Origin of the sequence: Candidatus Clostridium stratigraminis (assembly GCF_045310675.1) — a bacterium.
GTDB classification, from domain to species: domain Bacteria; phylum Bacillota; class Clostridia; order Clostridiales; family Clostridiaceae; genus Clostridium_AT; species Clostridium_AT stratigraminis.
In genome coordinates this window covers 185,911-200,007 of record NZ_JBJHZZ010000002.1, presented here as the reverse complement: position 1 = coordinate 200,007, position 14,097 = coordinate 185,911, and the positions used below count along the sequence as shown (strand labels likewise).

Sequence of the window (14,097 nt, the reverse complement as noted above, 5' to 3'; positions counted from 1 at the left end):
CCTCCAATAACTATGTTTTACGAAATGAATGATGAATGAAGAATTGTGAATGTTTTTAACAGAAAAATCTATTCTGCCAAGCTGTACATTCTTAATTCTTCATTCTTCATGCTTCTTTATTTATCAATTGCTGCTAATTTGCCTTAAGGTCAGATTCTTTATAATATCCACTATCTATAAGTATCTGCTTGTAATTATTAACATCTGCATAAACAGGATCACAAAGGAAGGAAGGTACTACTTTAACCCCATTATTATAAGTCTTAGTGTCGTTAACTGAAGCTTCCTTTCCTTGAAGAACAGCATCAACCATTTCAACAACCTTTGCTGCTAGAGTTCTTGTGTCTTTAAAAATTGACATGGATTGTTGACCATTGATCATGGCAATTACGTTAGGCTTATCACAATCTTGTCCTGTAATTATTGGATATGGCTTGTCAGAAGTACCATAACCTGCATTCTTAAGTGAGGCAATTATTCCTATTGCTAAACTATCATTAGGTGAAAGTACTACATCTAGTTTTTTACCATTAGCGTAGTTAGCAGTAATAAGATTATCCATTCTTGCCTGTGCTTTTGCAGATTCCCAGCCTTGAATTGCAATTTTGGTAAATTCCTTTTGTCCGCTTACTACAACAAGCTTACCATTGTCTATATAAGGCTGCAAAACACTCATTGCGCCATTAAAGAAGAAGGTGGCATTATTGTCGTCTGGTGATCCACCGAATAATTCAATGTTAAAAGGTCCCTTCCCGTCTTTAAGTCCTAGTTTGGTTTCAATATATTGTCCTTGAGTAACACCAACTTTGAAATTATCAAAGGTTGCATAATAGTCAACATTACTGCTGTTCATTATTAGTCTGTCATAAGCTATAACCTTAATCTTATTATCAGCAGCTTTTTTAAGAACATCAGTAAGCGCTGAGCCATCAATAGATGCAATTACAAGAGTTTTACAGCCCTTTGTAATCATATTCTCAATTTGTTGTGTCTGAGTATTTACATCATTGTTAGCGTACTGAAGGTCAACCTTGTACCCTTTTGCTTCAAGCTGAGACTTCATATTTGCACCGTCTTGATTCCAGCGCTGAAGTGATTGTGTAGGCATTGCAACACCTATTAACTGTGCTGCTGAATCCTTTGATGGATTATTAGTTGAATTTGTTGGATTACTGCTGCAGCCTACCACCCCAAAAGCTAAAGCTGCCGTTAAAATTGAAGCAATTATCTTTTTCATTTTTATTCCCCCTAAAAATGTATTGTTTTTACATCTTAATAATAATACTTGTAAACATTACTATAAATGGATAATGTTGCTATATTGCTTGAAATTATTGCTTACTTTTTTACTATTGGAAGCAAAAAAATGCTAGGCATTTTGCCAAGCATTTATTTTAATTTCTCTTTAAATTCTGTAGGACTAATACTTTCGTATTTCTTAAAAACCTTGCTAAAATAATTTGGATCGCTATAGCCTACTGAATAACCTATTTCTTTAATACTCATATAGTCTATTTTAAGAAGTTCCTTTGCCTTTTTTATTCTAGCAATATTAATAAAATCAGAAAAATTATAGCCCATAGCCTCCTTAAAGCTTCTGCTAAAATAATATGGACTTAAATTAAATCTTGCTGCAGTATTTTCTAAATCTAATTCCTTCTTCAAATTATCTGTAATATATTGCTCTACCTGCTTAAAAACGGCAATTTTTTTCTTCTCGAGGTTTTGAAATTTTTCATTAGCAGCGTTGCTAAGTATCAAGCTATTTTTGATATCTTCAAAATGAATTATATTTACATTCTCTGATTTGTATTCTAATGAGCTCATAGCCTCTTCATAGGATTTGTGTATTAAATCTAACCCACTGTAACATTTGCCGATACCAATTTTTAAGGATACATTAAATGTACTTTTAACCTCTCTTCTAATACCAGCTGAAAGGTTAACAGTTTGATACCTTGCCTCATACTCATCTAACAAATTATTAATTTGAATGAAATAAACAAAATCCTTAGAAAACCTATAACTTCCTATTGCTCTATATTTTCTATTTATATATTCCTTTATATATTCTCCAAGTTGAAGTTTAACCTCTTCATCGTAAATTTTTTCCTTACTTTGCATAACAATTGAACAAGCTTTATTAAAGCTAATATCTAGATATCTTAAATAAGTTTCATATTCCCTTAAGTTGATGGTATTATTTATTATTGAATAGCTTAACTCATTTTCTAATACAGGTATTAGATTATATAATTTTTCTTGATTTTCAATTTCGCTTTTTCTCCTCTCCTTTTCAGTATTAATAAAATCAATGCCTATTTTAATTTTCTCAGTAAGCTCATTTCTACTGAATGGTTTTAAAATATAACCTTTAACATTATTTTTAACAGCTTCAATTGCAAAGTCAAAATAATCATATGCAGTCAATATTATAAAATAGGCATTAGGAAGAAACTTTCTTATTTCTTCTATGGCCTTAAGCCCATTAATACCTGGCATTTTAATATCCATAATTATTATTTCCGGTCTCAACCTCTCTGATATCTCAATAGCTTCTCTTCCATTTCTGGCTTCATCAATGTCCAGCAGATCTTTAAAGGAGAGACTTAATATGTGATTTATTGATTCCCTATCATATTTTTCATCATCAGCTATTAACAGCTTTATCATAGAAATTTCAACTCCTTAAGTGGGATTTTCAGGTAGATACTTGTACCCAAGTCTTTTTTGCTCTCAATCTCAAATATATTTTTTACGTCATACATTATTTCTAGCCTTTCTACAACACTTCTTATTCCCATTCCAGTAGTATGACCTATATGATCTGCATATTTTTCTTTAGAAACAATTTTAGTTAAAATATCCTCATCTATTCCACAGCCATTATCCTTAATTTCTACAATGCAGGCTTCTCCCTTTTCATAAATATCAATATCTATATTGCCGCCTTCTTCCTTAGGCTCTATACCATGAATAAAGGCATTTTCAACAAAGGGTTGAAGTGTCATTCCTGGCACCTTTACCTTTGTTAAATCTGCTTTAATATTAATAGTATATTTGAATCTATCTTTATATCTTGATTCCTGTATAAACATGTACTCTCTAGTAATATTTATTTCTTCCTCAAGTGTTGCATCTCTATCCATCATATTTAAGCTATATCTTAATATATCTGCTACTGATTTTATTAAGCTTTCTGTCAGCGCCGCATCTTCTTTTATGGCAGTCTGATTTATGCAGTTAAGAGTATTAAATAGAAAATGAGGATTTATTTGTGACTGTAAAATCTTAAGCTGGGACATTTTTAAGGCATTTTCGTATTTTAAAAGCTTCATTCGGTCATCCCTGATTTTACTTTCTAATTTAGCGTTTTCCTCTATTGAGTTAATATGTTTCTTAATATTATTAATCATTGTACTAAAGGCTTCAGATAATATATCTAATTCATAAATTGAGGTTTTCTTACCTTCCTTATAAGAGAAGTCACCAAAAGAAACTTTTTTTGAGGAATCAACAAGCTCACTAAGCTTGTTTAAAATATCTTTAATAAAGAGCAAAGTATAAATTATGCTAATGGATAAAGCAGTAATTATATAAATTACCATAACCCAATAAACAAACCTTTCCTTATCCTTAAGTTTATTATAAATATTGTTGTTATATTTAAGATAGCTGTCAATTAACTTTGAAATAAAAGTGTTACAGTAAGATGAAATTTCCTTTGTAAATACGTAATCCTCATAATATGCATCAACTGAGCTTTTCTTACTATATATATAAATTGTTTTATCTGCAGATACATTATAACTTTCAAGTGAATTTAATAAATCTCTTAAAATATACTGACTTTCTAAATCAGAATTTAATTGAAGGAGTTTAACCTTATCAATAGCCTTATTGTAATTAACCTCATAAAGCCTCTTACTTTCATTAGAATTTGTTAATATATATTTATTAAAATTAGAAAAAGAATCATTAAGACTGTTTTTTATTTCATTGGTCATGCTCATTTTACTCAGCATTATATTATAATTTTCATTAATCTTCCTGCTCATTATAATGGTAATAATATTACTTGTAGCTATAGGGGTAATAATAATAATGGCAAATATTATGAACTTCCTCTTTAAACTGCTAGTTTTCATTTAAATAATTTCCTTGCTCTTTTTTAAAATCTTGAAGGTTATCCTTATTAATTACAGATACATCAGTAAGAAACACCCCTTTTGTTTCTTTTCCCTCAATATTATCCATAATTATATTTACAGCCTTATACCCCATAATATAAGGCATTTGCACAATTGTAGAGGTTATAATACCCTTTTCTATGTAATTAAGGGTTTCAGGTAAATCATCGAAACAAATTATCTTAACCTTTCCTTCCATACCGAGTCCAGTTATTGCCTTTGCTGCTCCTTCTCCATCTAAAGCTGAAGTACAGAGTAATGCCTTAATGTCCCAGTTATTAATTAGAATTTTCTTTGCAGCAAGCTCAGCTTCTAAAAGGTATGAATCAGAAGATTCAATTTCAGAAATAGCTAGCTTTGAATTCTTATCTATGTATTGTTTAAAACCCTCTACTCGCTCCACTTGGTTTTTAACAGTTTTTCCTCCCATAATTATTCCTACTTTTCCGCTCGTACCAACTTTATCGATCATTTCTTTTGCAGCCATAGTTCCTGCAGCCGTATTATCAGTACCAACATAAGCTAATCGATTACTATTCTCTGCATCTGAGTCCACAGTTACAATGGGAACTCCTCCTTCTACTACCCTATTAATAATAGGCTTGTACCTGTTTTCATCCTGCACATAGGCAATAATGCCGCTTGCTTTTGCAGCATAGGCCATGTTTATAAATTTAATGCCTTCATCTATGTTTGCAGTATCAGGCCCTTGAAAATCAATGACTGCATTTCTTTCTTTAGCTGCCTTCTCAGCACCCATTTTAATGTACTGCCAATAGGGATTCGAATAAACATGAGCTATAAGAACTATTTTGGGCTTAATATATCCTTCAACAGCTTTTTCCCCTATTAAGCTATTTAAAAGAATAAAGTTAAACATAATAAAGAGTAAAAAAATAGCGACATATCTTATAAATCTTAAGAATCTCCTCATTTTCATCCCTCATAACTATTTTCCATTATTAACTATATTATATATAAATTAGCAGTAAATAATCAATATAATAAGAAAAATGTTTTTTAAAAGAAAAAGCAGCAGAGTAAAAATACTCTTCTGCTTTATAAGATACATATAATAATAAATTTATGTAAAATCTTTTATAATATCTTTTACATTATTAACATATTTATTGCTAGCTTTTATATTCATATTTTGAAAGGCAATGCCATCAAATAGACTTAAGCCAAATTTATTAAATAATTCTTCCTCATCACTTAAATAATCCGATGTTCTTTGAAGTAATTCATCTTTTTCAGTGTTGCTAAAATTAAAATAATAATAAATGTTGTAATCTTTGATTATGCCCATCATCTTATTTAGACTATCTGGTGAAATAATGATGCCAATTATCCATCTTTTAGCTTTGGTGCTGCTAGAAACCTTCATAGCTATACCTAAGACCTTAACTGTTTCATCTTCCTTTATTATCATTTCTTCATATGGTATACTTAGCTCTTCAAGTGATAGTTTTAAATTCTCAAGAGAGTTATTAAGTTCCTTATACTGAAGCTTCGAATCTATAACCGCTAGACATAAGTTGTTTCCTAATAAATTTTTCAAAAAACTCACTTTGAAATCTTCAATATTTTTAAGCTTGTTGTAGTTAATATTGAAGGTTGTCACTTCATTTTTACTATCAATTTTAACCTTTAATTTACTATTATTAAAAATGCCCATTTCATTCTCCTTAAGACTTGCTTAGCAAATTATTAAGCATATTCATATTTTCAAAAAAGTGTACATGCCCATAGGCAGCTAAAGTATTATTTTTTAGATAACCGCAGGTCCACTGTTTTATGGAGCCATCATAAACTTCTTTGGTTAAAGTATATATTTTATCTTCATCAATACTTACATTGGACTTATGAAACTCATGGCAATTAATTATAGTACCTTGAGCTAGCATTGAATTTTTGGAAGTTACCTCAATTGATGCATATCCAAAGTTTTGAAGTCTGTCTGTCATAAATGACTTTCCCTTTAAAAAACCAACTGTTTCTTTCCCTTCAATTTTCTCAGTTAGGTACATTAGACCTCCGCATTCTGCATAGCACTTACTGCCATTTTCTAATGCGCTTTTTATGCTATGAAGCATGTCTTTGTTCTCACTAAGTTCGTCAATAAAAACTTCGGGATATCCTCCTCCTAAGTAAATAAAATCAACATTATCTGGAAGCCTACAATCTTTCATAGGACTAAAAAATATTACCTCTCCTGCCTCTTCTAAGAGTTCTATATTCTCTCTATAGTAAAAATTAAAGGCCTTGTCATATGCTACAGCTGATTTTATCCCTTTTACTTCAATGTGAAAGTCATCCTTATAGCTTTTAGCTATGGCAAAATGTCTTAATAACTCATCAATATCCACATGTTTTTCCAATAATTTTGCACAGAGCTCAATTTTATTATCTAAATCTTCTATTTCACTGCTCTGTATTAACCCAAGATGTCTGCTTTTTAGACTTAGGTTTTCATCACTTGGAAGATATCCAAAAACTTTTGCATTACATTGTAATTCTATAGCCATTTTTAAAAGCTTATAATAATCTTCGCTAATATTATTTAGAATTATACCTGCTATATTTACTTTTTCAAAGCTTTTCATTCCATTTATTTCAGCGCAAAGTGTTGCAACCTGCGCCTTAGGTGTTAGCACTAAAACTATAGGCAAACTGAGCACCTCAGCCACATGAGCTGTTGAGTATTTAGGGGTAATATCTATTCCATCATATAATCCCATAACACCTTCTACTATTCCTATATCACCTGTGCCTCTTGAAAAACTTGCTTTTACTCCAGCCTCTCCCATTAAATAAAGATCCAAGTTTCTACCTGGTATTCCAGTTATATGAGTATGAAAAGCATTGTCTATATAATCCGGCCCAACCTTATAGCTTTGAGTTTTATATCCACGATTTATTAAGGCCTTTAAAAGTCCCAAGGTTACTGTAGTTTTTCCACCGCCACTTGTATTCGAAGAAATAACCATGCATTTCATCTATTTACTCCCTTTACTTTTATCTTTTAAATAATTAAAATTCAATTCCCTTTCTAGGCGGAACATTCTTTTCATAGTAATGCTTGATTTCTCTCATTTCAGTAACTAAATCTGCCTTCTCTGCAATTTCCTTAGGTACATCCCTACCTGTTAATATAAGCTCTACATTCTCAGGCTTGAGCTCAATTAACTCCAATATTTGATCAATTGTAACAAGTTTATTTGTTAGTGCGCCCATTACTTCATCCATTATTAACAAATCACATTTTTCTTCCTTTAAGGCATCCATACAAAACCTAAAAGCCTGTTGAATTTCTTCTTTAAGCTCTCTTTTTTCCTCTTCATTCAATGTCCAAAAAAAGCCCCTCTTTTTCTCAAATCTGTAAATTTTAAAATTAGGCTCTAATTTCTTTGCACTTTCAAGCTCCCCTGTAGGCATAGATTTTAAAAATTGAACCATGGAAACTCTAAGTCCGTTTCCCGCAGCTCTCACTGCCAAACCAACTGCAGCTGTTGTCTTTCCCTTTCCATTACCGGTATAAACCTGTACATAACCTTTTTTTAATTCCATTATAATTCCACCTTTCTTAATGTGGCATAGAAACGTCCCCATACCACATTTTTTATAATTATTTTTGTTTTAAAACTTTTAAAAATTCATAAATGGAGATTGTTCCAGTTGGTTCTAGCCAATGAGACCCGTCCCTATTGGTTCCCCATTGGTTCATTCTATTTGTTTTATAGCCTCTAAAAGCTTATTATTTAATTTTCTATCCTTTATTGCAAATCTTACAAAGTATTCATTAAGCCCTTTAAAATTGCTTGCTCTTCTTATAATTATGCCTTTTTTCATGCAGAAATTATAAAGCTCTTCATCGGTTATTCCTTTTAGCCTGCACAATATATAATTAGAAAAACTAAAATATATCTTATCTATAAATACTAATTTTTCCAAACTCGAAGGAAAATAACTTCTTTCGGTTTCAATCCACTTTAAGGATTTTTTTATGTATTCCTCATCCTTTAATATATACTTTACCGCATGTTCAGCGAAACAGTTTATATTCCAAGGATTTTGCTTTTGCTTTATTTTTTGAAGAAGCCTTTTATTTTTACTTATTCCATAACCAAATCGTATACCTGGCATGGCAAAAAATTTAGTTAAAGCCCTTATAATAAATATACTTTTATATTCTTTAATATCTTCAGTAAAACTATAGTCTTTTTTACCTGTAAATTCTATAAAGGCTTCATCTATAATTATAGTTTTTCCTTCACTTTCTGAAAAATCTAAAATACTTTTAAATTTAGTTTTATCTATAATATTACCGTTTGGATTATTTGGATTTCCTATTATCAAAGCCTGAGTTTTATGAAGCTTCATTAAAATATCTTCATAATCAAAATCCATTTCTTCATTTAAATAAGAGTATTCTATGCTGCAGTTCCATTTAACAGCATCAGCTTCATATTCTGCAAAGGATGGAACAACAATTAAAATACTTTTAAAACAGCTAATAACTAAATCAATAATTTCCGAGGCACCGTTTCCTAGAACAAAGTGCTCCTCATTAATACCAGTATAATCCCTAAGTGATCTAAGGACTTTTCTATATTTAATATCCGGATATCTTTCAATATTTTTTAATGCTTCATCAATTGTATCAGTAAAAGATTTTGGAACTCCAATTGGATTTATATTTGAGCTAAAATCTATAAGCTCAATTCCCTTTAAAAGCCCTTCAGTGTAAACATCTCCGCCGTGAATCAAAATAAAACCTCCCATGGAAACTTTCCTTCAAAATTGCTGCATTATCTACTTAAAGCTTAGAAAAAATAAGTATATACAGATTAAAATTAACTCAGCTCCATACATTAATTTAATTGAATCCATTATATTTATAGACTTCAAATCCCTTATTTTATCTCCTATTGTAGGTTTGTAAACTAAATCACCAAAATAACTGTTTGTTCCACCAAGCTGAACCTTCATGGCTCCGGCAGCAGCTGCTTCAGGATAAGCACAATTAGGGCTCTTATGATTTTTTCTATCTCTAAACATTATCTTAAGGCTTTTATAAATATTTCCGTGAGCAATAGGTGCTGCAAGTGAAATAAGTACTCCACTAATTCTAGCTGGAATTAAATTAAATAAATCATCAGTCTTCGCAGGAAAATATCCTATAAATTTGTATTTATCATTCATATAGCCCAGCATTGAATCCATAGTATTTATTCCCTTATAAAGCATTGCAAGAGGTGCTCCTCCTATCATTGCAAATAGAAGCGGTGCTATAACTCCATCTGAAGTATTTTCAGCTACTGTTTCAACATCTGCTCTTATTATTTCTGAAACATTTAAACTCATGGTATCTCTTCCAACAATATAAGACAGTTTCTTCCTTGCTTCTTCAATATCATTGTTCTTGAGAGCTTCATAAATTTTAGCAGCTTCCTTATGAAGGCATCTTGCTGATATAGTAGTCCAAATAATTAATATATTTATAATGTGATAAATTAAAGGAAAAGGCTTTGCAAGCCTTAATAAGCTATAAGGAATTAAGAAACTCAAACCTGCAACAATTATAACTATAACTCCACCATAAACCCTTAGAGTCTTTTCATGCTTTGCTAATGTTCTTGCTTTTTTCTCAAGGATACTTATAAGTTTTCCTATATATATTACAGGATGAGGAAACCAATAAGGGTCTCCTATTATAAAATCAAGGACTACTGCTAAAATAATATCTATCATCTTTTGATTCCCATAAGCTTATAGATGCCTTCAATATCAATAGAGCTTCTTACAATATCCGCAAGCTTATCCAGCTCCTTTTCTCTTAAGTTTTCATATATTGAGGATTGTTTCAAGTTTATACCCTTTTTTTCTCTTAACATATTAGATATATATTCTCTAAAATAAATGCTGTCAAAAATTCCATGGATATAGGTTCCCATTATATTTCCACTTTTACTAATTGCGCCATCCTTATAATTTGCCTTTTGTTCATTCTTATTGTTTATATTAAAAAGGGCCTCAGTATCAATGCCATAATTGGTTATTCCCATATGTATCTCGTAGCCATAAATTTCAATTCTATCTTCTTCGTGATTACAATATTTTAATATATTACTTTTTATTTTTTGTGAGTTAATATTGGCCTTTATTCTTGTAGTTATCTTTTCTTCTTCAAAAATCGTATCAACATCTAACAGCTTCATACCTTCGATTTCTTTAAATTTCGATTCTGCTTCAAAAGGATCCCTTATTGTATTGCCTAGCATTTGATAGCCACCGCAAATACCGATAATAGTACCACTTTTGCTATACTCCACTATTTTTTCTTCAAGTCCATTTTCTCTTAGTGCCATTAAGTCAGCTATAGTATTTTTGCTTCCAGGAATAATAAGTAAATCTGGATGCCCAAATTCTTCTACACTAGTAATAAATCTTACAGAAATATCTTCCTCTAGCTTTAAGGCATCTAAATCTGTGAAATTTGATATATGATAAAGCTTAACAACTGCAACATCAATTGGCGCTGTAATACTTTTATTAAATTCAATGGCTCCATCTTCATCTTCAAGAGAAAGTGAAAAATATGGAACTACCCCAAGAGTAGGAACATGAATAATATCTTCAATCATTTCAATACCTGGTTTTAATATTTCCACATCTCCCCTAAATTTATTTATTATAGTTCCTTTTATCCTCTTTCTCTCATCTTCATTTAGAAGCAATAATGTTCCTGCTAGTGAAGCAAATACACCACCCTTATCTATATCTCCTACTAAAAGTACAGGAGCATCAACAAGTTCGGCCATTCCCATATTTACAATGTCCCTATCCCTTAAATTTATTTCAGCAGGGCTTCCAGCACCCTCCATCACTATAATATCAAAGTTTTTTTCTAATTCCTCAAATTGCTCCTTTAACATGTCCTTAAACTCAACTTTTAAATTATGATATCCAATTGCATCAGAGTTACCATAAACCTTACCATTAACAACTATCTGGCATTCTTTGTCTGAAGTAGGCTTTAAAAGTATAGGGTTCATATAAGCCTCTGGCTCTAGGCCGCAAGCATAGGCTTGCAATACTTGAGCTCGCCCCATTTCCTTGCCATCTAATGTTATATAAGAATTTAAGGACATATTCTGAGATTTATAAGGTATAACCTTGTAGCCATCTTGCTTAAATATCCTTCCTAAAGCAGCTACTAAAATACTTTTCCCAACAGAAGAGGCGGTACCTTGAATCATTATATTTGCCATATTATCACACCTTTTAACTAAATTTTGAATAATAAATATATATTTTCTTTATAGGATAAAACTTTGTTATATAAAACAATATTAGCTTTTACAAAAAATTAACCACCAGGGACAGTCCCCACTGATTTTTTATCCATTATTCCTCAAAATAAAAAATAGTGAGCTTTCATCGCACACTACCTTCAAAATAAAAAAACCGACATTACGTCGGAAATTTACTTCAAAAATACCTCTCCCACCGAAAGCTTTATTAACCATAACATAGGCAGGTCTCCTGGCTTGTGCATCATTCTCCCTTTAACCTTCCTCTCATAAGTATGTTAAGTTTCATACATAAAGTTAGAGTGGTATTACTAAAGGTTGTCTTCACTTACAGTAGCGTGTGGGCTGCTGCGGATTTAAACCGCATTCCCTTTTCACCTGATAACAGGCACCTAAGTTAGTATTTACTTGTAATTTTAGCTTAACTTATATTAATAATTATGTCAATGACATTGTCCATTTGATTCATATATTAACACATTTGTTTATTAACATCTTATCTCATATTTTCAAACTCATCTTCATATAGTAATGTGGTTGCTATTTCTATTAAATATACAGTTTTACAAAGGGTTAATAATTTCTACACAAAACTGTCGTATTCAGTATGTAAGATATATATATCGAAGATTTAGTAATATATGTAATTTATTATTTGTTTTGTCGCTATTTAATGAAGAATATTGAAATTACTATTTTAAGAAAGAGGTTAATAATTATGAATATAGCATTTTTCTTAACACCAAAAACAGATGTAGTTTTTGAAAAATCCAGTAATACCATGAGACAGGCTATTGAGAGAATGGAATATCATACCTATACTGCTATTCCTATTTTAGATGACAAAGGTAGATATGTTGGTACCCTGACGGAAGGAGACCTTCTTTGGAAGCTAAAAGATGACTCAAATTTAGATATAAAAAACACCTCAAAAATAAAGATTTACGAGATTCCAGTTCATTCTAATATTAGACCAGTCCACATTGATGCTAATATAGAAGATTTGTTTGTAACTTCCATAAGCCAAAACTTTGTCCCAGTGGTAGATGATTATAATGTATTTATAGGAATTATAAAGAGATCAGACATATTAACTTATTTTTATAATAAAATGTATAAGGTATTCCGGCATCAACTACTTGCTTAGCCCTATACTGAAAACTCCATCTTATGTAAAAATCAACATTACCAATGTTGATTTTTACATTACTATTTATAATAGAATTTTGCCTACTATTTCAACTTTATTAAGTCTCTATATACCTGCTTTAAATTATAGTGCGCCCCATCACCATATATTTCCCATCTTAACCAATCATCAAGCCAAATAACAGCAGGAGTTATTATAAACCACAAAATAGTGTATGTAATGCATACTTGTCCCATGATATTTCCATAATGTTTTGAATAATCCCAAATATCTAATTTTAGACAAATATTTAAAATAAATCCAGAAATAAATTCTATTGAAACAATTATTAAGGTTCCAAGTAGGCACTGCTGCCAAATTTTAAACTTATACCGCTTTGGAAATTCATTTAACAAACCTATAAGAACAGCACATAAGCCACCCACAAAAAGCATTGAAATATTAGTCCACCCCCTCCAAAAACCTTCAGCAGTAAAATAAAGCATACCCATAATGAAGCCTAAGACAGCTAGTTTCTTCATTCTAGACACCTCCGAAGCATTCAATTATTTGTACAATTAGTATAACCTTGATAACTATATTTAATTTATTGTTTTATTATTTCTTAAATTATATAATGTTAATAATTGTAATGATTTAAAGGAGGTTTAAATTTATGGCATTTATTACTTGTAACTTTTCTTCAGAGGTACTTGGCATGAACACATCTATTTACGTGATTTTGCCTCAAAATAAGACTTCTCAAATAGGCAAGGAAGGATCATTTGCTTCTAATAAATATAAAGCCTTGTATTTGCTTCATGGATTATCTGGAGATCATACTGATTGGCAGAGAAAGACTTCTATAGAAAGATATGTAGATTCAATGGGACTTGCAGTTGTAATGCCTGATGCCGGAAAAAGCTTTTATACAGATATGAAGAATGGAGAAAGATATTTTACCTACATAGCTGAGGAATTACCTAAGATAGCAAGGCAGTTTTTTCCCTTAAGCGAAAAAAGAGAAGATAACTTTATAGCAGGACTTTCCATGGGGGGATACGGAGCATTTAAAATTGCTCTAAGCTGTCCTGAAAAATATGCTGCTGCAGCAAGTCTTTCGGGCGCACTTGATATGACAGAAATTGTTTCTACGGTGGATGATACTGATAACGCTGGGTTATATAATATTTTCGGTGACTTAAGCATGTTAGCAGGAAGTGAGAATGACCTTTATTTCCTCGCAAAAAAACTTTTAATTTCCAAAGAACCAAAGCCAAAATTATATCAATGCTGTGGGACAGAAGACTTCCTCTATGGAATTAACCAAAACTTTAAAAAGTTTATAGAAACAACTAACATAGATTTTACCTATAATGAAGGCTCTGGTGAACATACCTGGGATTATTGGGATGCAGAAATACAAAAGGTTTTAAAGTGGCTTCCTTTATAAGATAAAGAG

At 31.1% G+C, this 14,097-nt stretch carries 13 protein-coding genes and 1 riboswitch; of the genes, 2 read left to right on the top strand and 11 right to left on the bottom strand.

The window, feature by feature from the left end:
• Positions 1 to 133: 133 nt before the first annotated feature.
• The 10 genes from chvE to ACJDUG_RS05235 form a co-directional block, all read right to left on the bottom strand.
• Positions 134 to 1,237 carry a multiple monosaccharide ABC transporter substrate-binding protein gene (gene chvE / locus ACJDUG_RS05280; protein ID WP_406768857.1) on the bottom strand — a complete coding sequence of 368 codons (1,104 nt, stop codon included), beginning with the start codon at positions 1,235 to 1,237 and terminating at the stop codon, positions 134 to 136.
• Between the two features lie 152 nt (positions 1,238 to 1,389).
• The gene (locus ACJDUG_RS05275; protein WP_406768856.1) at positions 1,390 to 2,673 is read right to left on the bottom strand and encodes a response regulator; all 1,284 of its coding nucleotides are present in this window, start codon (positions 2,671 to 2,673) and stop codon (positions 1,390 to 1,392) included.
• The gene (locus ACJDUG_RS05270; protein ID WP_406768855.1) at positions 2,670 to 4,148 is read right to left on the bottom strand and encodes a sensor histidine kinase; all 1,479 of its coding nucleotides are present in this window, start codon (positions 4,146 to 4,148) and stop codon (positions 2,670 to 2,672) included. Before ACJDUG_RS05270 ends, ACJDUG_RS05275 begins: the two co-directional genes overlap by 4 nt.
• Entirely contained in the window at positions 4,138 to 5,070 is a 933-nt protein-coding gene (locus ACJDUG_RS05265; RefSeq protein ID WP_406768854.1) for a substrate-binding domain-containing protein, read from the bottom strand. Before ACJDUG_RS05265 ends, ACJDUG_RS05270 begins: the two co-directional genes overlap by 11 nt.
• A gap of 204 nt (positions 5,071 to 5,274) precedes the next feature.
• Positions 5,275 to 5,868, bottom strand: a complete 594-nt coding sequence (locus ACJDUG_RS05260) for a hypothetical protein (protein WP_406768853.1) — start codon at positions 5,866 to 5,868, stop codon at positions 5,275 to 5,277.
• 10 nt (positions 5,869 to 5,878) lie between these two features.
• Complete coding sequence (locus ACJDUG_RS05255) at positions 5,879 to 7,189, bottom strand: cobyrinic acid a,c-diamide synthase CobB (protein WP_406768852.1); 1,311 nt, start codon at positions 7,187 to 7,189, stop codon at positions 5,879 to 5,881.
• 34 nt (positions 7,190 to 7,223) lie between these two features.
• Entirely contained in the window at positions 7,224 to 7,763 is a 540-nt protein-coding gene (locus tag ACJDUG_RS05250) for a cob(I)yrinic acid a,c-diamide adenosyltransferase (RefSeq protein WP_406769097.1), read from the bottom strand.
• A 150-nt stretch (positions 7,764 to 7,913) separates the two neighbouring features.
• Entirely contained in the window at positions 7,914 to 8,957 is a 1,044-nt protein-coding gene (locus tag ACJDUG_RS05245; protein WP_406769096.1) for a pyridoxal phosphate-dependent aminotransferase, read from the bottom strand.
• Positions 8,958 to 9,005: 48 nt separating this feature from the next.
• Positions 9,006 to 9,944: an adenosylcobinamide-phosphate synthase CbiB gene (gene cbiB, locus ACJDUG_RS05240; RefSeq protein WP_406768851.1), complete on the bottom strand. Its 939-nt coding sequence runs from the start codon at positions 9,942 to 9,944 to the stop codon at positions 9,006 to 9,008.
• Positions 9,941 to 11,464 (bottom strand): cobyric acid synthase, encoded by a 1,524-nt coding sequence (locus tag ACJDUG_RS05235; protein ID WP_406768850.1) that lies wholly within the window; start codon positions 11,462 to 11,464, stop codon positions 9,941 to 9,943. The genes cbiB and ACJDUG_RS05235 overlap by 4 nt, the downstream gene beginning before the upstream one ends.
• 247 nt (positions 11,465 to 11,711) lie before the next feature.
• Positions 11,712 to 11,917: riboswitch (cobalamin riboswitch) on the bottom strand.
• 307 nt (positions 11,918 to 12,224) lie between these two features.
• Here ACJDUG_RS05235 and ACJDUG_RS05230 point away from each other — a divergent pair.
• Positions 12,225 to 12,653, top strand: a complete 429-nt coding sequence (locus tag ACJDUG_RS05230; RefSeq protein ID WP_406768849.1) for a CBS domain-containing protein — start codon at positions 12,225 to 12,227, stop codon at positions 12,651 to 12,653.
• Positions 12,654 to 12,739: 86 nt separating this feature from the next.
• On the opposite strand, the gene ACJDUG_RS05225 is transcribed toward ACJDUG_RS05230, so the two are convergent.
• Positions 12,740 to 13,177: a putative ABC transporter permease gene (locus tag ACJDUG_RS05225; protein WP_406768848.1), complete on the bottom strand. Its 438-nt coding sequence runs from the start codon at positions 13,175 to 13,177 to the stop codon at positions 12,740 to 12,742.
• A 134-nt stretch (positions 13,178 to 13,311) separates the two neighbouring features.
• Here ACJDUG_RS05225 and ACJDUG_RS05220 point away from each other — a divergent pair, with 134 nt between their 5' ends.
• Positions 13,312 to 14,088, top strand: coding sequence for an alpha/beta hydrolase (locus tag ACJDUG_RS05220; RefSeq protein ID WP_406768847.1), 777 nt, complete (start codon positions 13,312 to 13,314; stop codon positions 14,086 to 14,088).
• The last annotated feature ends 9 nt before the right edge of the window (positions 14,089 to 14,097 follow it).